Annotated in this window: 23 protein-coding genes; 20 read left to right on the top strand and 3 right to left on the bottom strand. The window is 54.0% G+C overall.

All coding sequences use genetic code 11. The features are described from left to right. Window positions 1-227: 227 nt before the first annotated feature. Window positions 228-872 carry an MOSC domain-containing protein gene (locus tag RSSM_RS12780; RefSeq protein ID WP_008679090.1) on the bottom strand — a complete coding sequence of 215 codons (645 nt, stop codon included), beginning with the start codon at window positions 870-872 and terminating at the stop codon, window positions 228-230. 180 nt (window positions 873-1,052) lie between these two features. Here RSSM_RS12780 and RSSM_RS12775 point away from each other — a divergent pair, with 180 nt between their 5' ends. The 17 genes from RSSM_RS12775 to RSSM_RS12695 all read left to right on the top strand — a co-directional run bounded on the left by RSSM_RS12775 (window position 1,053) and on the right by RSSM_RS12695 (window position 18,168). Then, a complete protein-coding gene (locus RSSM_RS12775; RefSeq protein ID WP_008679088.1) occupies window positions 1,053-2,390 on the top strand; it encodes a thymidine phosphorylase in 1,338 nt (445 codons plus the stop codon). A 168-nt stretch (window positions 2,391-2,558) separates the two neighbouring features. Next, the gene (locus tag RSSM_RS12770) at window positions 2,559-3,224 is read left to right on the top strand and encodes a tRNA (adenine(22)-N(1))-methyltransferase (protein ID WP_008679086.1); all 666 of its coding nucleotides are present in this window, start codon (window positions 2,559-2,561) and stop codon (window positions 3,222-3,224) included. A gap of 330 nt (window positions 3,225-3,554) precedes the next feature. Then, entirely contained in the window at window positions 3,555-4,379 is an 825-nt protein-coding gene (gene rfbF / locus RSSM_RS12760) for a glucose-1-phosphate cytidylyltransferase (RefSeq protein WP_044302433.1), read from the top strand. Window positions 4,380-4,528: 149 nt separating this feature from the next. Then, on the top strand, window positions 4,529-5,596 hold the full coding sequence (locus RSSM_RS12755) for a GDP-mannose 4,6-dehydratase (protein ID WP_008679080.1): 1,068 nt from the start codon (window positions 4,529-4,531) through the stop codon (window positions 5,594-5,596). Further along, a complete protein-coding gene (locus RSSM_RS12750; RefSeq protein WP_044302432.1) occupies window positions 5,509-6,780 on the top strand; it encodes a class I SAM-dependent methyltransferase in 1,272 nt (423 codons plus the stop codon). Before RSSM_RS12755 ends, RSSM_RS12750 begins: the two co-directional genes overlap by 88 nt. A gap of 8 nt (window positions 6,781-6,788) precedes the next feature. Beyond that, on the top strand, window positions 6,789-7,406 hold the full coding sequence (gene rfbC, locus RSSM_RS12745; protein ID WP_008679077.1) for a dTDP-4-dehydrorhamnose 3,5-epimerase: 618 nt from the start codon (window positions 6,789-6,791) through the stop codon (window positions 7,404-7,406). Beyond that, window positions 7,403-8,251: an NAD-dependent epimerase/dehydratase family protein gene (locus RSSM_RS12740; protein ID WP_008679074.1), complete on the top strand. Its 849-nt coding sequence runs from the start codon at window positions 7,403-7,405 to the stop codon at window positions 8,249-8,251. Before rfbC ends, RSSM_RS12740 begins: the two co-directional genes overlap by 4 nt. Next, the gene (locus tag RSSM_RS34720; protein ID WP_008679072.1) at window positions 8,248-8,739 is read left to right on the top strand and encodes a cephalosporin hydroxylase; all 492 of its coding nucleotides are present in this window, start codon (window positions 8,248-8,250) and stop codon (window positions 8,737-8,739) included. Before RSSM_RS12740 ends, RSSM_RS34720 begins: the two co-directional genes overlap by 4 nt. A gap of 16 nt (window positions 8,740-8,755) precedes the next feature. Beyond that, entirely contained in the window at window positions 8,756-9,004 is a 249-nt protein-coding gene (locus RSSM_RS34715) for a cephalosporin hydroxylase (protein WP_008679070.1), read from the top strand. 51 nt (window positions 9,005-9,055) lie between these two features. After that, a complete protein-coding gene (locus RSSM_RS12730) occupies window positions 9,056-10,108 on the top strand; it encodes a TIGR00180 family glycosyltransferase (RefSeq protein WP_081613769.1) in 1,053 nt (350 codons plus the stop codon). Window positions 10,109-10,727: 619 nt separating this feature from the next. Next, on the top strand, window positions 10,728-11,339 hold the full coding sequence (locus tag RSSM_RS33720; protein WP_236621116.1) for a glycosyltransferase family 10 domain-containing protein: 612 nt from the start codon (window positions 10,728-10,730) through the stop codon (window positions 11,337-11,339). A 260-nt stretch (window positions 11,340-11,599) separates the two neighbouring features. Then, a complete protein-coding gene (locus tag RSSM_RS12720) occupies window positions 11,600-12,538 on the top strand; it encodes a glycosyltransferase (RefSeq protein WP_160168128.1) in 939 nt (312 codons plus the stop codon). A 204-nt stretch (window positions 12,539-12,742) separates the two neighbouring features. Beyond that, window positions 12,743-13,729, top strand: coding sequence for a GDP-L-fucose synthase family protein (locus RSSM_RS12715; RefSeq protein ID WP_008679060.1), 987 nt, complete (start codon window positions 12,743-12,745; stop codon window positions 13,727-13,729). Then, the gene (locus RSSM_RS12710) at window positions 13,726-14,997 is read left to right on the top strand and encodes a DegT/DnrJ/EryC1/StrS family aminotransferase (RefSeq protein WP_008679057.1); all 1,272 of its coding nucleotides are present in this window, start codon (window positions 13,726-13,728) and stop codon (window positions 14,995-14,997) included. The genes RSSM_RS12715 and RSSM_RS12710 overlap by 4 nt, the downstream gene beginning before the upstream one ends. A gap of 5 nt (window positions 14,998-15,002) precedes the next feature. After that, window positions 15,003-15,932, top strand: a complete 930-nt coding sequence (locus RSSM_RS12705; protein ID WP_008679055.1) for an alpha-1,2-fucosyltransferase — start codon at window positions 15,003-15,005, stop codon at window positions 15,930-15,932. Window positions 15,933-16,000: 68 nt separating this feature from the next. Further along, on the top strand, window positions 16,001-17,167 hold the full coding sequence (locus tag RSSM_RS12700) for a glycosyltransferase (RefSeq protein ID WP_008679052.1): 1,167 nt from the start codon (window positions 16,001-16,003) through the stop codon (window positions 17,165-17,167). Beyond that, window positions 17,164-18,168, top strand: a complete 1,005-nt coding sequence (locus RSSM_RS12695; protein WP_008679049.1) for a glycosyltransferase — start codon at window positions 17,164-17,166, stop codon at window positions 18,166-18,168. The genes RSSM_RS12700 and RSSM_RS12695 overlap by 4 nt, the downstream gene beginning before the upstream one ends. Before the next feature lie 23 nt (window positions 18,169-18,191). Here RSSM_RS12695 and RSSM_RS12690 read toward each other — a convergent pair whose 3' ends face one another. Continuing rightward, window positions 18,192-19,376 (bottom strand): glycosyltransferase family 61 protein, encoded by a 1,185-nt coding sequence (locus RSSM_RS12690; RefSeq protein WP_008679047.1) that lies wholly within the window; start codon window positions 19,374-19,376, stop codon window positions 18,192-18,194. A gap of 48 nt (window positions 19,377-19,424) precedes the next feature. After that, on the bottom strand, window positions 19,425-20,228 hold the full coding sequence (locus tag RSSM_RS12685; RefSeq protein WP_044302429.1) for an FkbM family methyltransferase: 804 nt from the start codon (window positions 20,226-20,228) through the stop codon (window positions 19,425-19,427). Between the two features lie 316 nt (window positions 20,229-20,544). On the opposite strand from RSSM_RS12685, the gene RSSM_RS12680 reads away from it, so the two are divergent. The 3 genes from RSSM_RS12680 (at window position 20,545) to RSSM_RS12670 (ending at window position 24,465) form a co-directional block, all read left to right on the top strand. Then, window positions 20,545-21,339, top strand: a complete 795-nt coding sequence (locus RSSM_RS12680; RefSeq protein WP_160168127.1) for a DUF1796 family putative cysteine peptidase — start codon at window positions 20,545-20,547, stop codon at window positions 21,337-21,339. Between the two features lie 177 nt (window positions 21,340-21,516). Next, the gene (locus tag RSSM_RS12675; RefSeq protein ID WP_008679042.1) at window positions 21,517-21,972 is read left to right on the top strand and encodes a flagellar hook assembly protein FlgD; all 456 of its coding nucleotides are present in this window, start codon (window positions 21,517-21,519) and stop codon (window positions 21,970-21,972) included. Window positions 21,973-22,026: 54 nt separating this feature from the next. Next, window positions 22,027-24,465 (top strand): flagellar hook-basal body complex protein, encoded by a 2,439-nt coding sequence (locus RSSM_RS12670; protein ID WP_008679040.1) that lies wholly within the window; start codon window positions 22,027-22,029, stop codon window positions 24,463-24,465. Window positions 24,466-24,691 lie beyond the last annotated feature (226 nt).

The following is a 24,691-nucleotide window of genomic DNA, read 5'->3' as shown; positions in this document are numbered from 1 at the left end:
CGAATCTCCCAAATTTACGCAAAATCAATTTGCGGGAAACTCGTTTGCGTTTCCCGGGTGCCTTTTGGGGCCGTCGTTTCACCCTCTCGAGGCGGCGATTGACCCTTGGGCTCGGCGGTGTGAACACCTCTTCAGGGGACACGCCCGCTGGGCTCTCGGTGCCAGACGCTCGGGCCGGTTGGAGGCCGGATTCGTTGCGTTTTTAGCGTTTTCTGGGCGAATGCCGGCTATCGATCGAGCGTTTCCCGCCATGAATCGGACAGCTCTGGGCAGGCCGCGAGCCGCCGGTCGTCTTCGCGGCGCCGCGGTTTGGCAAACATCACTTCGTTGGCGAAGTCGATCGTGAATTCCGGGTGAAGCCGCTCGGTGAGAGTCATTTTTTGACCGGCCTCGATCTCGCCCTGCTCCAGAACACGCAGGTACCATCCGGTCATTCGGGTTTGCTGGACGCGAACGGCTAGCTTCGGAATCCCCCAACGCTTGGACAATTTCCAGCACGGCTGACGGGGCTGGGAAATCTGCAGCACACAGGTGCCGACTTCAAAAATATCGCCCACGCAAACGTCCGCTCCGTTCACACCGGCGAGCGTCAGGTTCTCGCCGAACGCCCCGTCCTGCCAATCGATTTGCGGGAACTCGTCGGCCCAAATCGAGTAGTGATCGTGCGGATAAGCCAACACGGCTTTGTCGCGGCCGCCGTGATGAACCAAGTCCGATTGCTGGTCGCCGTCGAGATTGGTCAGCCCGACCCGTACCGGCCCATCGATGGCGTGTTTGATGATCGCCGATGTCCAATCTTTTTGCTTTTCCGCGTCGTGAAAGACGCGGGGGCTGCCGATTTGGATCGAACGAAGGAGAATGGTATCGGCCATATCAATGGGGTGTTCGTGCACCCTAGCGAAGCAATGAGACGATGCACCGGAGTCTGGTCTCGCGATGATATACGCTACCTGCGACTAAGGACAATCAGTGCTACGATAGGTGGCAACCGGTGGCAAACAGTGTCACGCGCTAACTCGTCTACTTGTGAAGGGCTCCGAAGGCATCGCCACATGCTGAATACAAATTTGATCCGCAAGAAACGTGATGGGGGCATTCTCGACAGCGACGAGTGGCAGTTCTTAATCAATTCTTATTGTACCGGTGACGTGACCGACGCGCAGATGGCTGCCATGGCGATGGCCATTTGTATCAACGGCCTAACGCCCGACGAAATCTCGAGTCTCACGTGCGAGATGCTAGCCAGCGGAACGCGTTTGCCTCGCGTGAGCGACCGTCCGCGTGTCGACAAACACAGCACCGGTGGACTCGGCGATAAGGTGTCGCTCATCCTCGCACCGCTGATCGCATGTGTGGGTTGCGATGTGCCAATGATCAGTGGACGAGGGCTCGGCCGGACTGGCGGAACGCTGGATAAACTCGAAGCGATCGAAGGCTACCGAGCCTCGATGTCGATCGATGAGTCGTCGAAGATTTTGAAAGAGGTCGGGGCGTTCATCATCGGTGCGGATGAGCAAATCGCACCGGCGGACCGGCGTCTGTATGCCCTCCGCGACGTTACCGCAACAGTCGAGTCGGTCGGCCTGATCACCGCGAGTATCCTCAGCAAGAAGCTCGCCGCATCGCTCGATGCGTTGGTGATGGACGTCAAAGTCGGCAGCGGTGGGTTCATGCACACCCGTGACGACGCGAAGGAGTTGGCCGAAAGTCTCGTGCGGGTTGGCGGGCAGTCCGGGCTACCGACGCACGCGATCCTATCCGACATGGACCAACCGCTCGGTGTGGAAGCGAGTGCCGCGATCGGCAACGCGATTGAGGTCAACGAAGCCATGGAGGTGATGAAGCAAAGTGACGCGTCGGGCGGTGAAAACCCGCTTCTCGATCTCACGGTCGCCCTCTCAGCTTCGGCTGTCATGCAAGCCGGTGTGTTTGAGGATCTGAAAACAGCCGATGAGCAGTTGCGAGAAAAGCTCGCCAGCGGACACGTCATGGAACGATTCGAACAAATGATCCGAGCACAAGGCGGACGTCTGTCAGGCCCGATCCCGCTCGAGCAACGTCGTGATTACTTTGCCGAAACCGATGGATGCGTTGCCAAAATCAATTGCCCGGCGATTGGCGACGCAATTATTGCTTCTGGAGGAGGACGCAGGTCGGGCGGTGAGACGCTGAATCATCGCGTCGGCATACAGACTCACGTCCGAATCGGGGACGTGGTTGAAAAGGGCCAGCTGCTCTTTTCGATCTTCGACGATTCGGATTCGATTGCCAGTTCCGTTCAAAAATCTCCCGAGCCGTGGGTTACGATGGCCGACTCCCCGGTCCCCGCGAACAAGCTGATTCTCGAAACGATCCCACCCAACACCGCCGACAATCCCGACATGACTTAGTGGTCTGTCAAAGCATAACTTGAGGGTAGCGAAACTCGCCAAGAGTTTCGGCAGGCCCTAAGAATCACCGAAAGTTTTGGCAACTTTCGCTACGGTATTCGCGCTAATTAAAAATCGTGACACGCCGCTAGCCTTCCACCACCTGTCACCAGCAACTTTCGTTTTCCCTTGCCCCACCTCGATCAACGTTTGAAAGTCGTCGCCCAGCAAATTCGCTGCGTAACACACGCTGACATCGGATCGGATCATGGGCATCTGCTCAAAGCCCTCCTCGCGTCCGGTCGTATCCAGCGAGGAATCGCGATCGAAAACAAGCGGCAGCCCTATGAAAACTCGCGATCCACGCTCACCGGTTTCAACGCCGACGTGCGGCTGGCCGACGGACTTGAGGGGTTAGATGCAGGCGAAGCGGATTCCCTCAGTATCTGCGGCATGGGCGGCGAATTGATCGTCCGCATCCTCGACGCCCACCCCGACCGAGTCCCCGCCACCGCAATCATCCAACCCAACCGACGCCCCGAGCGCGTACGAGAATGGGCACTCCGAACCGGCTACCACCTCACCCACGAAACGACCGCCCAAGGCCACTGGCGATACATCATCCTCCGATTCGAACGCCCGAAAACCACAGAGCAATCGGGCCAAGTGCATCCCGACCCAGCCTACAAAGGCCTCGATCGCGAAGCGGCACTGCTTTTCGGCCCCCACCTCCTGCGTCACTTTAGCAACGACTTCGCGGAATCCCTCGAACAAGAACGTCGCTACCTACGTTCTCTACCCCGCCTAGCTGCTGATGCTGTCCGCCGTCTCGAAGTGATCGACCGCATCCTCTAGCTTGATCCACGATCTCTTGGGAGCTGACTTGCTCCTGCAAGCTGACGTGTTCTTTGAAGGTGACCTGGATTTCGGTCTGCTGGTCTCACTTCCTGCTATCAACGCAGCATTAGAAGCAAGCCGCATTGTCGTGCCAGGGGGAAACAGACTCGATCGAAGACGAGGTTGCAACGCGACGAACGGCGATACCTTTTTTGGAGGGCGTGGGGGAATAGGCAAATGAGACGAGCAGATTCCTATTGCGGTAGGAAACTCGCTTCGCTAACCTCCCCCACGAACCTTTCGCAAGGATGTGTTGGGGTAGGCGACAATCGTTTAGGAATGGATTCCATGCAAGTAGTACTCTTGGCGGGCGGACTTGGAACAAGACTCCAAGAAGAGACGACTGCGCGGCCCAAGCCAATGGTGGAAATCGGAGGACGTCCGATCCTCTGGCATATCATGAAGAGTTTTGCTCGTTACGGTCACGACGACTTCTTTGTCGCCTGTGGCTACATGGGTGATTTCATCAAAAAGTATTTTCTCGACCAATACAATCTATCCGGCGATTTGAAGATCGATTTTGGCCGCGACATGATGCAGCGGGCGGAGTCCGAAGCGGAGTCGTGGACCGTGAATCTCGTCGATACCGGGTTGCATACGATGACCGGCGGAAGGCTGCTCCGGCTCAAAGACAAACTGCGTCGCGAGACGTTTATGTTGACCTACGGCGACGGCGTGTGTGATGTCGACATTAACGAATTAGTCGCGTTTCATCGTCAGCAAGGCCGGATTGCGACCGTGACGGCCGTGCGGCCACCGGCTCGGTTTGGTGGGCTAATCATGGATGGTGACGTCGTCGAGCACTTCACCGAAAAGCCTGTCGCAGGCGAAGGTTGGATCAACGGCGGCTTTCTCGTGTTCGAGCCGGAAATATTCAGCTATCTGAAATCCGACGAGTGCAGCCTTGAGGCCAACGCCCTCGAACAAGTTGCCGCGGCAGGACAACTCTCGGCCTATCGGCACGATGGTTTTTGGCAGTGCATGGATACGCTTCGTGACAAAAACTATCTGCAAAAGCTGTGGGATTCCGGTAATCCACCTTGGATGCAGGACGCCTGCGAGGCACAACAGACTCGGCTTCGCGTGATGCCGGTTCGACGGGCAGTAGCCTAGAACACATTTCTCCCATGTGCGGCGTGCGTGTATCGAGCGACGTTCGTTCGAGACGCACTGGCCATGATGCCCTTTCAATCGTCACTGCTTGCAGCAGCAAGTCGTCAATCAAATCACCTCAACGTTTCTCTCCAAAACAGACCCTTGCAATGGATGCCAACCACAACAGCGACGAGTGCGGTAATTCTTCATTTTGGCGTGATCGTCGTGTGTTTGTGACCGGCGGTACCGGGTTGGTCGGCGGCTGGCTGATTCGTCGATTGCTGGATGCCGGTGCTGACGTCGTCTGTTTGATCCGCGACTGGACTCCGTTCGCTGAAATTGTGCAAAACGACTTGATCAAACATGTGACGGTTGTTCGCGGCGACATTTGTGACCAAGAGTGTTTGGAGCGTATTCTTGGGGAGCATGAAATTGAAACAGTCATGCATCTTGCTGCGCAAACGATTGTAGGGATTGCCAACCGAAATCCGGTTTCGACCTTCGAAGCAAACATCGGAGGCACGTGGAAATTGCTCGAGGCGTGTCGTCGATCACCATTGGTCAAGCAGATCGTGATGGCGTCTTCCGATAAAGCGTATGGTGATGCCGAAGTGCTTCCCTACACTGAAGAGACGGCGCTCGCAGGAATGCATCCCTATGACGTCAGCAAGTCATGTGGCGACTTGATCGCTCAAACCTATGCGAACACCTATGGCAGTCCCGTTTGCGTGACGCGTTGCGGGAATTTTTATGGTGGCGGTGATTTAAACTGGAACCGAATCATCCCTGGAACGATCCGTAGCGTGTACCGTGGCGAGGCTCCGGTAATTCGTTCGGACGGGTCGTTCGTTCGCGACTACTTCTATGTCGAGGACGGTGCGGCTGCTTACATGCATCTCGCGGAACAGATGGCGGCGCGGCCTGAGTTGGCCGGTGAGGCGTTTAATCTGTCGACTGAAATTCAAGTCTCGGTGCTCGAAGTCGTTAATTGTGTCCTTTCCGCAATGGGAAGCAGTCTTCGCCCGGTCGTGTTGGGGCAAGCCTCCAACGAAATCAAGCACCAGTACCTCGATGCCACCAAAGCCCGGGAAATGTTGGGGTGGCAACCACTATTTTCGTTTGAACAGGGCCTACAAAGGACAATCCAATGGTACTCCAACTTTCTCAACCAGAACGCGACCAAACGGCCTGTTCGGGAAAATATGTCTGTCGCAGCTGCGGGCAAGGCAGCCTGAAACCTGTCCTGTCACTCGGTACCACGCCTCTCGCAAACGCGTTAATAGCCGAGGCGGATTTGGAAAAACCAGAACCTCGCTGGCCGTTAGATCTAGTTCGCTGTGAAGAGTGTTCGCTAGTTCAAATCACCGAAACGGTGCCGCCCGAGAGCCTGTTCTCTGAGTACGCGTATTTCTCATCGTTCTCCGATACGATGGTTGCTCACGCCCGCAAGATCGCGGAGCGATTGACGAGGGAGCGAAGTCTCGACGCTGGTAGTCTTGTGGTCGAGGTGGCGAGCAATGACGGCTATCTGCTGCAGTGGTACAAAAAAGCAGGCGTTCCCGTACTCGGAATTGAACCAGCGAAAAACATTGCTGAGGTTGCCGTTCGCGAACGCGATGTCGACACGATCGCGGAGTTTTTCGGCCGTGATATTGCGGAACGACTGGCGGGTGAAGGCACCCAGGCAGATATCATTCACGCAAACAACGTGCTCGCGCACGTCGCTGATTTGAACGGCGTGGTCGCCGGATTCAAGACGCTGCTCAATCAAAACGGACGGGTCGTCGTAGAAGCTCCCTACCTGGGCGATTTTATTGACGCGGTTGAGTTCGACACCGTCTATCACGAGCATCTGTGTTACTTTTCGTTGACAGCGCTTGTTCGACTGTTTGCCTCGCATGGTCTCGAAATCGTGGATGTTGAGCGGCTCAAAATCCATGGCGGGTCACTTCGTATCCATGCCGCCCACGCCGGAACGACAGCAGTTTCAAAGAGCGTCGTTGATCTGCTCGCTCAGGAATCGGGATGGGTGTTCGATGAAACGCATCACAACGAGTTTGCCCGTCGCGTGGAGGAATTGCGAAATTCGTTGGTGAACTGTCTTTCGGATTTGAAAGATGAAGGCAAGTCGATCGTCGTTTATGGTGCTTCGGCGAAAGGTAGTACGCTGCTCAACTACTTCGGTATTGGTGCAGAGTCGATCGATTATGTGGTAGATCGGAGCACCGTAAAGCAAGGACGCTATACTCCGGGAACGCATCTCAAGATTTGTGCTCCAGAGCAACTGCTCGTCGATCAACCTGACTACTGTCTTTTGCTGACCTGGAATTTCGCCGACGAAATCATGGGGCAACAGCAAGAATATCGAGATCGGGGCGGCAAGTTCATTATCCCAATTCCCGAAGTCCGGATCGTCTGAGCGAGACCATGCGATTCCTGCCTACCCGATTTGCTGATGCGTGGCTGATCGAACCGGACCTGATTGCTGACCAACGTGGTTTTTTCGCGAGGACATGGTGCCAACGCGAGTTCACTGAGTTCGGTCTGGATTCGGACCTAGTGCAATGTAGCGTTTCATTTAATCGAAATGCTGGAACTCTCCGAGGAATGCATTTTCAAACAGCACCTCACGAAGAGACAAAGTTGGTGCGATGCACTCGTGGAAGCATCCTTGACGTGATTGTTGATCTGCGCAAAAAGTCAAAGACCTTCGGCGTTCACGAGTGTTTCGAACTCAATGCGGAGAATCACCGGTCGGTGTACATACCCAAAGGGTTCGCTCATGGGTTTCAGACCCTCGAACCTGAATCTGAAGTCTTTTACCAAATGGCCCACTACTATCATGCCGAGTCGGCCGCAGGCTTTCACTATAAAGATCTGACCATCGGAATTGCATGGCCAATCGAGGCTAGTTGTGTCTCGGAGAAGGATGAGAGGCTGCCGAGTTTCGACGAGGCGCTAGGAATGAACGGTTGTGGCAATGCGGTTAAGAACGCCGCGCAACATTCTCCGCCCGGCCCCGTGAGTGGACGGGATCAAGCGTGAGAGTTACCGTCACCGGGGCAACCGGCTTCATCGGGCGTCACTACGCTACCGAAATGTTGAGACGTGGCCACGATCTGACCGTGATTGGCCGAGAGCAAAAGAGTTTGGATGAAATGCCGTGGGCCAAGAAGGTCCGTTTCGTTTCGGCGGACGTCAATGAGAAGAATGATTCGCTCTGGCAGGAACTAGGAGCGACTGATTTGTTGGTTCACTTGGCATGGCCTGGGCTTCCAAATTACAACGCGACATTTCATTTCGAAGAGAATCTCCTTGCTGCGTATGAACTGGTTCGATCGTTTGTCACGGCAGGGTGCCCTCGGGTTCTGATTACCGGAACCTGTTTCGAATATGGTAATGTACAAGGCGTCATATCAGAGACGACTCCAACGCAACCGACAAATCCTTATGGCTTGGCAAAGGACTGTTTGCATCGGTTCTTGCGTCAGCTTCAGAACGTGACTCCATATAGGTTGACATGGGCACGTTTATTTTACATGTATGGTCCGGGGCAAAGTCCACGTAGTCTGATCTCGCAACTCGAGGCGGCATTGGAACGGGGGGATGAATCGTTTCCTATGTCCGGTGGTGAACAGCTTCGCGATTACTTGCGAGTCGAAACCGTCGCAAGTCACCTAGCCATGTTGTCGGAGCATCCGACGTTTTGTGGACCCATCAATGTTTGCAGTGGTAGTCCTATTTCTGTGCGACGGCTCGTTGAGCAGGAAATTGCCAGGCACGACGCCGAAATCCGTCTTGAATTAGGTCACTATCCGTATCCTGATTACGAGCCCTTTGCTTTTTGGGGCGACAAAACACTTCTTCAATCCTTAGAGACCACGCCATGACCGCAGCAGATCCCAATCAAGCGTTTCGTGAAGAATGCGCCGAACGCGTCGCCAGCTATGCCGACGCCCCAATCGCGGATTCGGCTCGTGAATTCATGCGTGAGAGTACCGTTCCCAAATACTCGTACAATTTCACCTGGATGGGACGTCCGATCATCCAGTACCCACAAGACATGGTTGCGATGCAGCAACTGATCTGGGACATCCAACCGGATTTGATCATCGAGACCGGAATCGCACACGGCGGTTCGCTGATCTTTTCAGCTTCAATGTTGGAACTCAATGCGACTTGCGGAGGCAATTCTGACGCGAGTGTTCTAGGAATCGATATCGATATCCGCGAACACAATAAGGTTGCCATCGAGCAGCATCCAATGTTCAAGCGGATCGAAATGATACAAGGATCCAGCGTAGCGCCTGAGATCGTCGAACAGGTGAAGAAAGTCGCCAAAAGGAAAGCAACGTGTCTTGGTTTGCCTGGACAGTAATCATACGCATGAACACGTGTTTGAAGAATTGAAAGCCTACGCCGATCTCACTTCGGTGGGCAGCTACTGCGTGGTGTTTGACACGATCGTGGAGACATTGCCCAGCGACATGTACCCCGATCGAACATGGGGCCCCGGAAACAGCCCGAAATCCGCAGTCGACGCTTTCCTAGCCGATCGAGACGATTTCGTTGTCGATACCGCTATCGACAATCAACTCCTCATCTCTGTCGCGCCGGGCGGTTATCTCCGTCGCGTGAGCTGAGTACGCGATTGGGACAAATCCCGTTCTTTCATCGTTTCGAGCAGACTCTCCATGACACAGCCCAATCTCACCTGTGTGGTTCCGACGCATGAGCGAAGCCATTTCCTGCGGCGGATGGCGATGCATTTGAAGCGTTCAGCCCAGGGACTGAAGATAATTGTTGCGGATTCCAGCAGCCTATTGCATCGCCAAGCCAATGAGCGAATTGTGGCTGACCTGCAGGGGCATCTTGATATTTCGTATCGCCATTTTGAATGTGATTTTATCACCAAAATCCATACGGCGCTTTGTGAGGTTGAAACCCCGTTCGTGACGCTTTGTGCGGACGATGACTACGCCAATTTTGACGTCTCTCAGAAATGCGCCGAGTTTCTAGCTGGGCAACCGGACTATAGCTGCGCGATGGGGCAGTATCTGGTGTTTTGGACTGGTCAATCCAAAATGCGTTTGGCGAACGTGCGCAATGTCGAGCACGATTCGCCACTACAGAGATCGATCAGTATCGGAGAAGAACCATTCGCGAGTTTCTATAGCGTTTACCGCACTGAGGTGCTGGAAGACAATATCCTCTATACCAAGACGCACGTTGACTATAATCGGGGATGGGCCTTTCCGGAGGAGATGCTGCTTCATCTGGCTGTGTTGAAAGGCAAACTGCGACTAATCGATGAGCCCGGATATCTATTCGGCGTTCACGACTCCAACACCTCGGAAATTGTAGCGAACATTGCGGACGGCGATCAGGCACGGAGCCTGTACCATGGCTTTCGAGAGGCGTTGGTCGCTGCGATATGTGAGCAAGACGGGCATGTGTCCACGCGTCGCGCAAAACGAGTCGTCGACCGGTTCTATCGTCATCTCGGTCGCAACGGTAAGCGTACCGTAGGTGAAAAGCTCATGAGAGAATATCGCAAGGTGAAACGCCAGGTCGAAGTTGGGGTTGGTTGGAGAACCGACCCTCGCGTTAAACACGTGCCAGGAAAGGCGGAAGGCAATTTCCGCAGCATTCCTTGGATGTCGCAGGCGATTGATGATATGGTGAACTTTCCAAATGGCATCGTCGAGCCATCATCAAAGGTCGAAGCCGCTCGCAAGGCCGGTTGAAGTTCTCGAAGATGCTTGCGTCAGCCCGAGACAGGATGCATGCCGTCGATGAACATTGCGGTCTCGGATCAGTCTCACGATGCTTTCCCCGTTGCCAGGCTATTGGGAACATTTGATGCCCCTTTTTCAAGCGATGCTGAAAACAGCACCCGGTCGTTGATACGGAACACCTGTTGCCTCGACGGGCCTTGGTTTGCTAGCGTCACCTATGAAACTGCCCATTTTGACGCCCCGGCTCACATCGACGCCAAGGAGAGCGAAGTTGCCTCGTGTTCTGTTAACGCATTGTTGTCCCGACTGGCCGCTGTTGCGCCAAACCCCAGGTGGGGCAGGTGTGTGGGAAGACTTCGAGTTTGTCGTTGACCGGACGAATGAAGACGTTGATGCGTGGGTGGTGTTGGAGAATCCGTTGTCAGACGTGTCCGCTCGATGCCATCCTCGTAATACGTTCTTTGTTTCCTGGGAACCTCCCGAGATACGTTCCTACAATCGGTTGTTTCTTAGCCAATTCCAGTGGGTGCAGACCTGTCATTCGGTTTCTCATCCGGGGCTGGTCGTCTCGCAGCAGTCACAACCTTGGCACCTCGGTGTTGATGCGGAGCATGGTTTTGTGCCGGTGATGAACTACGATTCACTCTCCACGATGCAGCGGCCTGAAAAGACGGCTTTGATGAGTGTGGTCATCTCGAACAAGGCGATAACCCCGGCGCATCGCCAACGTTTGCTTTTCGTCAAAATGCTGAAGGATCGACTCGGTGATAGGCTTCATGTCTATGGCCGAGGCCATCAAACGATTTCTGACAAGTGGGAAGCTATCGGAAACTATCGATACCACCTCGTGCTCGAAAATGCCTCTCGTCCGAACTACATCACGGAGAAGCTTTCGGACGCCTTGCTGGGATTTTGCTTTCCCTTTTATTACGGTGCTCCGAATGCATCGGAGTACTTTCCGGTCGGAAGCTTTGAGCCGATTGACATTTTTCAGCCTGAAAATGCGATCGACATCATTTTACGGGGAATCGATTCAGATCTTGATAGGCATCGCCAGGGTGACGTAGACACTGCACGGACGTCAGTCCTTGAGCAATGGAACTTGTTTCCAATGCTGGTCAGGTTGCTGCGTGAGAAGATGGTTTGTGGCCCGAAGCGGAAACTGACGATTTATCCCAAAAAACACCGCTTCAAAATCGGTGCGTCCAAGTTGACTCGTGCCATGCGTCCGGCGGCTTAGAAATACGCCATGGGAAAAGTGAGTGGTCTAGACGCAGGTTGGGTCGCATGGTGTCCGTGTTTTGAACTGAATGCTTTCGGTTTTGGGCCGATGGTTCGGACTGCAGTTGACCGATGTTCCGCGATGGCAGGATGGCTTCAGCGGGGATGTGCCCGACGACTGGTAGTCCGATTGATTGACCTAGATGCGCTGCGACGCATTCGTGTGTTTGATGTCTCAGTAGGGAGTGATTGATGGAAACATGTGACATCGACGTGGTAATGCCAATCTACAACGCCGAAAATTATTTGGAGTTGGCGATTCGGAGTATTCTGCAGCAAACCTATCCACACTTTCGAATGGTTTGTGTGGATGACGGAAGTACTGACGCCTCGTCAGAAATTTTGACCTCTTTTGCAAAGGAAGATCCTCGCGTTACGGTTCATCGTCAGGAAAACCAGGGACTTGTCGGAGCCCTCAATGCCGGTTTGGCGCGTTGCACCGCTCCACTGATTGCTCGGATGGATGCTGATGATATCGCGATGCCGCAACGCTTCTTCCTGCAGCGTGAGTTTCTCGCCCGTCATGACGATGTGGTCGCTGTAGGTACCGCTATCTTGGAACTAGACAGCGACGGAGCAGCGTTGGGCGTCGATTCGTTTGGAATTTCTCACGAGGCAATCGAAGCGGACATGTTGCGTATGAAAACGGGTATGGCTCATCCCACCGTAATGATGCGTCGTGAAGTGGTAGAAAAGCTGGGAGGCTATCGCCCGCAATATGAATGGATTGAAGACCTTGATCTTTGGTTGCGAATGTCGGAGATCGGTAAACTCGCAAATCTTCCGCAGGTGTTGCTATGTTATCGGCAACATGGATCGAGCGGTACGTGGAGCGTCGGGCGAAAGCGTCGCGAACGTCTGCTGTCATTGATGCAAGAGTCCTACCGTCGACGAGGCATTCGTTTACCCAATGCAATCGTGCAGCGTTGCCTAGCTTCTCGGTCGCCGTCCGGTCCGAACAAGTGGGCTCGCAAGGCGTCGCGCAACGGACAATGGGATGTGGCGTTGAAACATCTGCTTCGACAATGGAAAGCGTCCCCATTGAGCGTCTTGACGTGGCGGATGTCCCTCGAAGCGGCGGTTCGAACGGCTGTGCATCGCTTTCAAGGTACTCGGCAAGACATGCCCGAGGTGCCAGAAATTAAGCGTGCGGCTTGATGTCTTCGGGCGATCGTCGATCACTCGGATAGGCCGAGATTCGGGCTCAATTGCGGTGAGAACGTTGGTCGATGTACCACCTCGCCTTGATCAAGCGTCGAGACTTCGCCGTTAGGGAGAAAACTCCTCTATCTGCCGAGAGTTTGACTTGATAAAAGGCGGAAATCTCAAATTTAACTCCCACATCAAGGAAATGGATTTCCTGTGGATAAGACAGATCCTATTCTCATTACCGGCGGCACCGGTATGGTTGGCGCGCGTCTGGTAGAGCAACTGAGTGCGGATGGATTTTCGAATCTGCTCGTTACCACACGCAATGACCTTGACCTGTGCGATGAACAGTCGGTTGACCGATGGTTTGATCAGCATCGCCCGCGGTACGCGTTTTTGATCGCGGCAAAGGTGGGAGGCATAGCCGCGAATATCGCGGATCCCACAGCGTTTTTGTCTGACAACCTGAAGATTGTTGTGAATCAACTCGGTGCATGTCACCGCGTCGGCGTAGAAAAGGTCCTGCTCTTAGGAAGCACCTGTATCTACCCACGGGAGTGTCCGCAGCCGATGAAGGAAGAGTATCTGCTCGACGGTCCGCTCGAGCCGACAAATGAAGGTTATGCCCTGGCAAAAATTGCCGGACTGCGATTGGCTCAGGCTTACCAAAAGCAACATGGAATGAAGTGTGTGTTGCCGATGCCCTGCAACATATATGGGACCAACGACCACTTTGATCTGTCACGATGCCACGTTCTCAGTGCACTAGTGAAACGTTTTAGCGATGCAGTTACTGACGGGGCAGATGAAGTTGTGCTCTGGGGATCGGGGATCGCACGTCGCGAGTTTATTCATGTCGACGATGTCGTCGACGGGATGTTGCATCTATTTGAGAATGCAGAGAACGGAGAAATCGTCAATCTTGGTCCTGGGACGGACGTTTCGATTTCTGAACTCGCAGGAATGATAGCCGAAGAGACTGGTTTCGTCGGCAACATTAGTTGGGACACCAGTCGCCCCGATGGCATGTTGCGTAAGTGCACCGACAACACACGACTCAGCCAGCTTGGCTTTCGCACAAAAATCGCGCTTCGAGATGGAATTCGAAGAACAATTTTGCAGTACAAGCAGATTTGTCAGGCATCCATATCCGATGCCACCGGGGCAACTGCACAAACAACGACACGGAGGGTCGCATGAACACGGATGCCGTAAAGAGTCTCGATCAATGGCTCGACAATAACCTGGATGCACCCAAATCGGAGCGCGGCAAATACTGGTTCCCGTTGACTCTTCCCACATTTGGAAAAGAAGAGATCGCCGCAGCAACGGCTTGCATGTGCGATTATCAGACGTCGATGGGAGCGACTACACGTGAGTTTGAAAAAGGGTTTGCAGCGTTTGCTGGTGCTCAAGACGCGGTGATGGTCAACAGCGGGTCCTCTGCTGATTTGCTTCTGGCGTTTCACCTCGTCAATCCGCTCAAACCACGAATGAAGGAAGGCGATGAGATCTTGGTTCCTGCCGTTACATGGCCGACGCAGGTTTGGTCTCCGTTGATGGCGGGACTGAAGGTCAAATTGGTCGACGTCGACCCCCAGACGCTGAACATTGATTTTGATGACCTTCGCAGCAAGATTACATCGCGAACGAAATGCCTATTTGCGGTTCACCTGATGGGCTATCCCTGCGACATGCAGGAGATGCAGAACATCTGCGATGAACATGGGCTCTTGCTGATCGAAGATTGCTGCGAGTCGATTGGTGCGAAATATGACGGCACTCATGTCGGTAATTTTGGCATCGGCGGGACATTCAGTTTCTTTTTCTCGCATCATATGACCACCATGGAAGGTGGCATGGTAATCTGTAACTCGGAAGAAGACGCGGAGGCTCTGCGTGTCCTTCGGGCTCATGGTTGGTCACGTGCTCACATTCCGGTCAGCCAGCAGACCGTTGACCAGCGTTTTCAATTCATCAATTGGGGATTCAACCTGCGTCCCACGGAACTGAACGCGGCGTTCGGACTCGAACAACTGAAAAAGCTTGACGCGATGAATGAACGTCGCGACGAACTCGCGCAACGTTTTGATGAGTATATTGATAGCACACCATTTTTAGATCGTATATCGATGCCGGCGAAGGGAACTTCGTGTCCATTAGCTACGGTAGTGCGGTTGGCTGGTTCGGCATCGAAGTGTCGTGTTGATGTGCTCAACCGACTTGAGGAGGCGGGCGTCGAAACCCGGCCTGTGGTAACGGGGAATTTGGCTCGCCAACCAGCAGCCAAGTTGATCGGCGACCTCGATCCGACTGACTTCCCGGGGGCGGAAGAAATTCATCACGGTAGTTTCTACGTTGGACTCAATCCGATGTTTGATGACGTGATGTTTGAGCGAATGATTCGTACCCTGGATACGGCTGTTCGCGAATCCGTGGAGTCAAGCAAAACGAGCAAGGTGGCCTAGATCTGATGATTGCAACACGACTCATCGGCGGACTGGGCAACCAAATGTTTCAGTATGCTTACGGTTTTAGCCTCGCAAGGCGTCGATCAGAGAGACTCGTCTTGGATGTCAGTGCTTTTGAAAGCTACGATCTTCATGCACTTGCTATCGACCAATTTGATATTTCTGCTGCGAGGATGACTCAAGCGGAATTCGCTCGTATTCCCGGGCGATATCGAGGCAAATCGCGGTGGGCCGAACGTGTTGCGAACTTTGCCGGCGGACTTCAGTCGTGCGATAAACGCCCGTTGCGATTACGACGCGAGAAACCATTCGGCTTCGCGGAGAAGTATCTTGCAGAAGGCTCGGATCTTTATCTCGACGGCTACTGGCAGAGCGAACGCTATTTCCCAGGCTTACAGGCTGAGTTGAAGAAAGAATTTCAGCTCAAACGCGGCTTGTCGGATGAATCCAGCCGAGTGCTTGATGAAATCCAGTCATCGATGAGCGTTGCGATGCATGTGCGTCGGGGTGACTATGTGACGAATGCAGAGACGCTAAGGATCTACCGCAGGCTGGACGCGGAATACTATCGAAAGTGCCTAAACGATCTGCGGCAGAGATTTAGCAATCTCAATGTGTTTGTGTTTTCAAATGACATCCAGTGGTGCCAAGACCATTTGGATGTAGGGCTCAAGCAGAGGCCGGTCACGCACAACGATGCGACGACCGCGATTGAAGACATGTTTCTCATGAGTCAATGCGATCATTCCATTATCGCGAATAGTTCGTTCAGTTGGTGGGCAGCCTTTCTCGGTCGCAGCGACGCACAGAGGCGGGTGTACTATCCGGATCCATGGTTTAATCCCGGAACGCTCAACGGAGATTCACTGGGCTGTGCTAATTGGGTGAGTGAATCCTCCATAAGTGTCAGTCGTCCATCTCGGGCGGCATGACCGAACTCGGGCATGCGATATCAACCCCATCCAGCTTTTTCAACGTCTCATCAAAGTAGGGTTCGGGTATGATTCCGAATACTCCACTATCGATTCCAACAGTCCATCCGATGCAGGAAGCGAACAAGCTCCGCGTGTTGCTCGGTTCGACTCAGGCCGGTTGGGGTGGTGGCGAAGTCTACCTGAGGAACCTCGCTAAGGGACTGCGTGATCGTGGTGTCGAGGTTTTTCTCGCGGTTCGCGATGCGAGCGTGTTGCAAGAGAAGATGATTGCCGAAGGTTTCACGGTTCGGGCGCTCTCAGGCAAAGGACGCAATCCGCTGCAGTTGTGGAATCTTCGAGCGTGGCTCAAGCGTGAAAACATCAGTGTCGTTCATTGCAATGATTCGCACTCGTTGACGGGTTTGGGAATCGCTGCCAATGCGGTGCGAGGGTTGAAAGTCGTTGGAATAAGACACACGATGTTTCCGATTCGGTCTGTGTTGAAATATTCGCGGGTCGCTGATCGTGTCATCTGCGTCTCCCATGCGGTCTCCGACGCGTGTGTAGCCAGAGGAATACCCCAGGAAAAGCTCCAGGTGATCCATGCCGCGATTGAGATTCCGACCGTGGATGCCGAAAGTCGCGAAAGTTTACGCAAAGAGTTTTTGCCGAGTTCGAGTCACAGGCTGATTGTCGCTGTTGGGAATCTGCTGCCATGCAAAGGGCATGAGACACTTGTCCGGGCGGTCGCGACGCTGAAGTCCGAAGGGAATCGCGTTACCGCTGTGATTGCCGGCGAGGGAGAGCACCGGCCGTTTCTGGAGTCACTTATCCGTAGGCTAGATGTGACCGACGAGGTGCGTTTGCTTGGCTACCGGAACGACCCTGATCAACTAATCGCGGCAGCGGATGTTGTCGCTCACCCTTCCCATAGCGAAGGGCTGTGTCTGACTGTGGCCGCAGCAATGATACTTCGCAGACCGGTTGTTTCTACCAACGTTGGAGGTCTGCGCGATGTGCTCGGGTGTGACCCGAGGATGCGCAGCAACGGTCCCTTCGCAAAGGTGTTTGAGGTCGGTAACGATGCCGCAATGGCATTCGCACTACGAGAGAGCTTTGCCGATTCCGGGAATGCGGAACTGCTCGATGAAGCGAGTCGCTACGCTAGGAATCAGTTCGTGACTGACCGAATGGTGGACGCGACGTTGAATTTGTATCGAGAACTTCACCCCCGCGTTGCGAGGGCAGCATGACTGCGAATGCAAAGGCGGACGATCGCGACACTCGACGTTTGAACAGGGTTCAAATCGTCGCTCGAAAGAATGGGGTTGGAATTGATCGTGATGTCAATCTGATTGAAGACGCTCTACGTGATCAGGTCGATGTCGAGTGGCAGGAGTATCGTGATCTCGATTCGATCTGGAGCAGTGTTACTCGCTTGCTGGTACCGAAAAAGCAATGCCAAGACGGTTGCTTGAATTTGCTGGCTGAACGTGTGCCGCGGAACGCCGCGATGTTCAGCGGTAAAGTGGCTTTGATTCCCAATCAAGAGAGATATCCTCGGCGGCACCTCAAACGCCTTCGCTACGTCGACCAAGTCTTATGTAAGACGCGGCATGCGGTCGAGGTTTTTTCACGTTACGCCGAGCAAGCGACGTACATTGGTTTTACATCCGAAGATCGAATTCTTGATTCGATTACTCCCGACTATGGACGATTTTTTCATCTCGCCGGACGGAGTACCCTCAAAGGGACGAGTATGTTGATTGACCTCTGGTCGCAACATCCAGATTGGCCTGAGTTGACGATTGTGCAGTCGGCTTCGAATGCTCCCAGTTCAGTTCCCCACAACGTGCGTTTGATGACGGAGTATGTGGAAGACGATTCGTTGCGCGCAATGCAAAACCAGCATGGGATTCATCTGTGTCCCTCTCGATCCGAAGGGTGGGGACACTACATCGTCGAGGGAATGTCGTGTGGCGCGGTTGTCGTTACTACGGACGGTCCTCCCATGAATGAATTGGTGGACGAGACCCGCGGTGTGCTGGTGAAGTGCGACCGATCCGAGCCGAGGCACCTCGGAATCAATTGGTTCGTGAATCCGGCAGCCATGCAAAAGACCATCGAGAATTTGCTAGAGATGTCTGAAGAAGAGAAATCCAGCTTGGGGGCCAATGCGCGACGATGGTTTGTCGACAACCACGAGCAATTTGAATCGCGTTTTCGCGATGTGGTCAGACAATTGATGGCATAAGTTGTCGCCGGCAGCGGGCTGACCTATGCTGCCTTTCGAACCGGATGAGTGATTCGTTCGAGAGCTTCTTCGAGATCCGAAAGTTTGCAATGAATCGGGCCGCGACGTTTTGGCTGAGTGGCGTTCACTATCTCGTGACGATGACCTAGATCGTCCGCCAACTCCGAAAAACACGTGCGGTTACAACGTTCAGGACGGATTTCCAAAACCTCAGCCGATCCCGGTGAAAATAAAACGTTCGTTAAGCCGGCGCCGTGAAGACCGATGACAGTACCGGTCTGATGGAGCAAACGGATTTGTTTTTCCAGCGAGTATTGTTCGAGATGGTGAGTTTCAAAATCATGCTTGTCAAGGAAGCGTGATACCTCGGCATCGTTCTGCAGGATACGATTGTTCGAGTGTCTCCTGCTGATATAGACCTTCCTCTTGTTGAATTCTTGGTGGTCGGCGTCCTGCAAGCCGATGGTTGATTTCATCAACGGGCCGAGACGACGACGCGAGTCGGCGGAGTAGAATGATGGGACAACCAATCGTTCCGCCTGGATAAGAAGACCTTCATGAGGTTGAATGATTTTTTGAAGCGGAATTCCTAGGAGTTCTAGCGATTGCAACTGAAAGGACTTATGGCAGTCGACGATGTAGGCATCTGCGGAGAGTAGTCCCGCACGCTTGACGAGTTCAATCCGTGGCAGCACTTCACTGAGCCAGTGAAAGTAGTTGTGTGAGGCGACTTTGTTGAGGACAACGACTGTTCCTCGGAGGTGGGTTGGGCGTGGTAGGCGTCGCGGAGTGGTCAGCAAACGGCGGAGAAAGCGTGGGTCGAGGTAGCCGTGTGAGAAGTCTTTCGCGTGAAGCCGTCCGGCGATGTATCGCAACTCTTGGAGGTAGTGGCTTTCGAGGCCAACCCAGTCGCAGTTTCGGCCGTGGCAGCATCCGCCATCGATGGTTGCTACGAAGCTGCGAGGATGATCGGCGCGGTACGAGACCGGTGCTTTGCCTTCCGGTTGGCCGACCAGGGGGCGATTCTGTTCCGGAAAGTTGTCCAGGTTGTGGACTTCGACGCGGTCGGGAAAGCGATCACGCAACTGATCGATGGTCATGAAGTTGTATTGCTTCGGTTCACCGCGGCGAAACGGCAGCAGCGTCTCGGGGGCAAACACGTACTTGCCGACGTGAAACAGTTTGCGATTGTGACTGGCAATATCCACTCAAATTCCTCTAACTCTCGCATCGCAAGGACACGGCGACGGATCTAACTAGGCTGCCCGGTTACGGCCAATGACTTCTTCGTGGGTGGCAACAGCGTTTGTATGAATGGCGATCAGGTCGAGTTCTTCTACGATAAATCGATAACCATGACTTGATAGCATTTCGAGACATTCGTCGATGTCGGCACTCGACAGATGGCGGTATTCAAACCGAAGCATCGCGGGTGTTAAGCGTTCAAAGTCGATCGTTTTGATGATCTCGTAGTCGTAGCCCTCCGCGTCGATCTGCAAAAGATCCACTGAGTCGAGTCCCGCGTCCTCGAGCACTTGGTGCACGGTTTTGCAGGGCACTTCTTGGGAATAGATCTGCTTGGGGGCGACGCCATGTTTGATCAGGTGATTGCGATCGAAGGAGGCACACTCTAAGTCGCCACCTTCGAGCATGTAGAACGGTCGCACGCCGCAGACCTTGTCGATCGCAGCGTTGACCAGAGTGAGGTCACGGTTGTCACCGTGCAAGGCCTGCAAGCGTCGATACACGTTCGGCTGTGGTTCGACGAGAACGCCCTTGACCGGGAACCGATTGAGGACGTGTTTGAGGTCATCGTTTTGATTGCCGTCGAAGGCGCCGATTTGCAGGAACGTCAGATGACCGGTTTGAATCACGTGTTCTGCGATTGCCATTGGCAAAATACTGCCGTACAGCAAATCGGGTTGGTCGACGAGGAGTTTCGGCACGCGGCACCGGGACAATCCGATACGGCGCAGTGCCCTCGCACGCATTTGTTTGACGTCCGTGCCGCTGGGGAATCCAGGGAACAAACGTCGGCGAATTTTGCGAAAACGTGCCATTGATATTCCTTTTGCATCCACGGCAGATCTGTGTTGAAGCGCGAAGCTAGACAAACATGACGTGCCGATTCAAGTCCAACTGGCGAGGGGGCCGTGAGGCGAGGGGGCCGTGAAACTCGAAATGTGAGGCCTGTTTTCAGGAATGCTTGACTCACGACCGGCCGGTTTGGTACTGCGTTTCCTAGGTAAATGGCAGAGTGAAATCTGCATCGTCGGCAGTCGCCAAGGTCACGCGTCTATAGTTGCTGCCGCGGTAGAGAAGGGGAGGAGTACGGAACGTCGTTATCGTCCGAGGTCAAAAAGAATGCGAAAGCAAATGGTGATATCCCTTGGCGGCGGATGCGACGTGGCGATGATCCTCAACCACTTTCAATTGCGTCACTCAAGTCTACCGTTTGATTGGTTATGGAATCTTCATGACGGTCTAGGATCGGTCACATCGATGCTTCGAAGCGGATTTGACGATGTGCGTGGCGTGGGAGCGTATTCTCAGTTGTCTCACTATCGTTGGCCGGGGCAGCGATCGATCGTGTTTCGGGCGTATCCGCACGTGGCGCACGTACACACCAATCCACTGGAAAACCCGAAGGCGTTGACGACCTTTGAGCGTCGGATGGATCGGATGTCGGAGTTGCTCGAAGGTTCGCGACGCGAGATCGCGTTCGTCTACTATCGCCAAGCGAGCGAGGGTCCCGAAACGTTAGATCACCAGGTCGATGAATCGATCATTGATGAGAGAATACGAAGGTTGGGCACTGAGTCTCGCGATTTTGTTGAGATGATGAGCAGTCGATACCGTTCGTTGAGTTTTCGCCTGTTGAGTGTGCTCTCGGTAGATGAGGTCCACTTGAACACGCCATCGTTTACCGAACGGTTCGAGTGCATTGTCGATGATTATGCAACGCAGGGCCTTCGGTTTGATACGGTCGTGTCACGCCCCGAGGGCGATCGCACAGCCAACAAACTGTGGCAAAAGCAGTGGGGAGCAGTGTTGCGAAGAAACGGTGTGATGAGCAGAGCGGACCAAATCAAGAGCTTTCCGCTTTCGGCAAAACGTCGCTTGCGGCAAATGGTTCCGAAGCGATTTCGTAAGAATTCCAGTGGACACTGAACCGTTCGTTTGATGGATGAGCTTCCTTGCGGGCATTTCTTTCCCGATGCCCACTCTTTCCCGATGTCCTGTCTTTCCCCGTGTCCTGATTGTCTCTTGTTTTTCGAGGGTGGGGTTTGTTATCGGGGATGTTGAGTTGGTTTCTCGGATCCGTTTTTCTTTTTAAGGTATCTGCCGATGTCCGCTGCTTCCCAGACCGGAAGTACTACTGCTGCCTCTTCGGTTGCGGATTTTTCTTCATCGACGATCGGAGGTACCAATGACGGGTACAACGATCTTGGGACTGATGACTTTCTGGCTTTGTTGATTCAAGAGTTGCAAAACCAGGATCCGCTTGACCCGATGGATAACTCGGAGATGGTCCAACAGATCGGGCTGATTCGAGAAATCGGTGCGACGGACGAGTTGACGAATACTCTAACCACGCTTTCGGACAACCAGCAGCTCGTCACTGCGAGTGGATTGATCGGGAAGACCGTCTCGGGACTTGCGACAGACTCCAGCCAAGTTGAGGGAGTGGTCGATCGTGTCACTGTGGAAACAAATGGTGAAAACGAGGCACGTTCGGTCAAAGTTCACGTCGGTGGAAAGACGATGATCGTAGAGAACATTCGCGATATTCAAACTGGGTGAGGTTTGCCGATTAGATCGGTGAGCCTGATTCAGTAACGTCTCAGGAGAATCACCGTGGGTCTGCAATCTGCTCTTTCGACCGCTCTGACTGGCCTCAGCGCCGCCGAAACGCAAATCGACGTGATCGGCAACAACCTTGCGAACTCGCAAACGGTCGGCTTCAAGTCTTCGGATGTGGTTTTTGCGAGTCAGTTCTTGCAGACGCTATCGCTTGGTTCCGGGCCATCGGAAAACAACGGTGGTACCAACCCTCGCCAGGTCGGCCTTGGTGTACAAGTCGCCGAGGTCGCAGCGAACCACAATCAGGGTACGATCGAGATCAGCAGCAGTAGTAGCGACTTGGCGATACAGGGCGAAGGTTTCTTCCAGGTTCAGGCTGCCGATGGCGAGATTCTCTACACGCGAAACGGGATCTTCAAACTCAACAGCGAAGGGGAACTGGTTAACGCGACCGGGCAACGTCTGCTCGGGTACGGGATTGACGATCAGTTTGCACTGCAGACCTCGACCCTGACACCGTTGACCGTGCCGTTGGGAACGAAGACGGTGGCGAAAGAGACCGAGAACGTTTCGTTTGAAGGAACGTTGACCCCAGAAGGTGAAATTGCTAGCGCTGCGCAGGTGATCGAGAGCTTGCATCTGGGCGATAACCAGGTGCCACGGCCCGACGCGTCGGGCGTGAACGTCGAGACGGCGCCGATTACCGATGTCGCGTCGACCACCGCAACGCCAGGATCGTCTGGATCGCTCGGTGCGGGGACCTATCAATATCGCGTCGCGTTGGTTGATTCCAACGGGTACGAAGCCGCGACGAGTAACATCATCAGCGCGGCGGTTGGCCCGAACGGGAACGTTGACTTGGCAAACCTGCCGACCGATCCAACGGGAGGTAATTATCCGACGGTGAATATCTATCGGACGGCCGCCAACGGCAGCGAATTCTTTTTGCTCGATTCTGCAGCGAGCGGCGGAAGTTACAGCGACACAGGGGCAACCGCGTTGAGCACCACCGAGCTGAATGATGAGAATCTGACGGGCAACTACACCTACATGATCACGTACTACAGTGCGGGTGATCCGGAGAGTCGTCCGAGCAGTTACTTGGGGCCGCAGAGTGTCGTTGATGGTCGAATCACGTTGTCGGATTTCCCCGATCCACCGGACCCACCGGTTGGCGGCGGCTTTCCAGATTACGACGAAATTCGAATTTACCGGAACCTCTCCGGTGACCAAAACAACTTTTATCTCGTAGGAACCGTTGAGCCTGGAGAAACGTTTACGGATTCGCGGTCCGATGAGGAAATCTCGGATCTCAGCGATTCGGCGAACCAATTGTTGGACATGGATGGTCCTTCGGTCAGTAGCAACACGTTGTTGACAGATGTTCTTCGACGGGATGGTTTGGTTTACGAACAGATCTTTAGCGAAGGAACGCTTAGTTATACCGGTCGGAAAGGTGGACGGACGCTAGGGACGAAGGAGCTCGAGATTACTGCCACGACGACGATGCAGGACCTACTCGATTTCATCGAAGACGCATCGGGGATTCAATCCCTGCAAGTCGATTCACAGAACCCGATCCCGGATTCCGAAAACAATATCCTTGGCGAAACAGGAACCTTGAAACCCGGTGCTTACATTCAAGACGGTCGCATCCGGTTGGTTTCGAATAATGGTGAATCCAACGCGGTTGATATCGATCTATCATCGTTTCGTTTGACGGATGATGTTGGCCAGGTGACAACACCCAACTTGGCGTTTGGAACAACCCAAGAAGCGATCGGTCAGAGTGCCGCGACGGACTTCATCGTCTACGATTCACTTGGTGTGCCGATCAACGTTCGAGTGACCGCGACGTTGGAAAGCCGGACGGATGAGGCAACGGTCTATCGTTGGTATGCCGACAGCCCTGACAATGCGGAGCCTGGTCAGAACGAGATTGCGGTGGGAACCGGTTTGATTAGATTCGATGGCAACGGCAACTTTGTGACCGCGACCGAGGAAACGATTTCGATCAACCGGCAAGGGCTGCCCAGCGTCACGCCGTTGCAATTCGAAATGGACTTTTCACTCGTCTCGGGGCTGGCGACAGATACTGCCACTTTGGCGGCGACGAGTCAGGACGGGAGTGCCCCAGGGGTCTTGAATAGTTTTAATGTTGGCGATGATGGAACGATCGTTGGGACGTTTAGTAATGGCATCTCACGCGACCTCGGTCAATTGCAGTTGGCCCGTTTTGCAAACCCAGCCGGTTTGGAGGCTCGTGGTTTGAACATGTACGCCCAAGGGGTCAACACCGGATTGCCGGTGACGGGGCAGCCAGGAGAGAACGGGATCGGAACAACGATTGGTGGTGCACTCGAGTTGTCCAACACGGACATCGGAAACGACCTGGTTGAGTTGGTCCTGGCCAGCACGCAGTACCGGGGGAACAGCCGGGTGATCACGACGACTCAGGAATTGATCGACGAACTGTTGAACCTGAGTCGATAGTCGTCGAGGTGGGGCGGACGTCGTGATGGTGTAGAACCTATCTGAACATGCATCCGCTGTTTGGAAGTCCAAGCGGGGAAATCCAAGCGGTGCCACCCAATAGATGTTTCCAATCGCACGCAGCGTTTTGAGAATAGGGCCGCCCCGTTGGGGCTTGGTGGCATGTTTCGATTCCGGTTGCCAGGCCGTTGGCCTGGGCTGAACGATGGATGCCCCTTTGGGGCGT

It is taken from the genome of Aporhodopirellula sallentina SM41 (assembly GCF_000346505.1).
Classification (GTDB): Bacteria; Planctomycetota; Planctomycetia; order Pirellulales; family Pirellulaceae; genus Rhodopirellula; species Rhodopirellula sallentina.
The sequence above is the reverse complement of the archived record's forward strand: the minus strand, read 5'-3'. Positions and strand labels throughout refer to the sequence as shown.

Coding starts and splice junctions, on each gene's coding strand:
- RSSM_RS12780 (WP_008679090.1), bottom strand. CDS start 872: ATGGCCGATACCATTCTCCTTCGTTCGATCCAAATCGGCAGCCCCCGC.
- RSSM_RS12775 (WP_008679088.1), top strand. CDS start 1,053: ATGCTGAATACAAATTTGATCCGCAAGAAACGTGATGGGGGCATTCTC.
- rfbF (WP_044302433.1), top strand. CDS start 3,555: ATGCAAGTAGTACTCTTGGCGGGCGGACTTGGAACAAGACTCCAAGAA.
- RSSM_RS12755 (WP_008679080.1), top strand. CDS start 4,529: ATGGATGCCAACCACAACAGCGACGAGTGCGGTAATTCTTCATTTTGG.
- RSSM_RS12750 (WP_044302432.1), top strand. CDS start 5,509: ATGGTACTCCAACTTTCTCAACCAGAACGCGACCAAACGGCCTGTTCG.
- rfbC (WP_008679077.1), top strand. CDS start 6,789: ATGCGATTCCTGCCTACCCGATTTGCTGATGCGTGGCTGATCGAACCG.
- RSSM_RS34720 (WP_008679072.1), top strand. CDS start 8,248: ATGACCGCAGCAGATCCCAATCAAGCGTTTCGTGAAGAATGCGCCGAA.
- RSSM_RS12730 (WP_081613769.1), top strand. CDS start 9,056: ATGACACAGCCCAATCTCACCTGTGTGGTTCCGACGCATGAGCGAAGC.
- RSSM_RS33720 (WP_236621116.1), top strand. CDS start 10,728: ATGAACTACGATTCACTCTCCACGATGCAGCGGCCTGAAAAGACGGCT.
- RSSM_RS12720 (WP_160168128.1), top strand. CDS start 11,600: ATGCCAATCTACAACGCCGAAAATTATTTGGAGTTGGCGATTCGGAGT.
- RSSM_RS12710 (WP_008679057.1), top strand. CDS start 13,726: ATGAACACGGATGCCGTAAAGAGTCTCGATCAATGGCTCGACAATAAC.
- RSSM_RS12705 (WP_008679055.1), top strand. CDS start 15,003: ATGATTGCAACACGACTCATCGGCGGACTGGGCAACCAAATGTTTCAG.
- RSSM_RS12700 (WP_008679052.1), top strand. CDS start 16,001: ATGATTCCGAATACTCCACTATCGATTCCAACAGTCCATCCGATGCAG.
- RSSM_RS12695 (WP_008679049.1), top strand. CDS start 17,164: ATGACTGCGAATGCAAAGGCGGACGATCGCGACACTCGACGTTTGAAC.
- RSSM_RS12685 (WP_044302429.1), bottom strand. CDS start 20,228: ATGGCACGTTTTCGCAAAATTCGCCGACGTTTGTTCCCTGGATTCCCC.
- RSSM_RS12680 (WP_160168127.1), top strand. CDS start 20,545: ATGGTGATATCCCTTGGCGGCGGATGCGACGTGGCGATGATCCTCAAC.
- RSSM_RS12675 (WP_008679042.1), top strand. CDS start 21,517: ATGTCCGCTGCTTCCCAGACCGGAAGTACTACTGCTGCCTCTTCGGTT.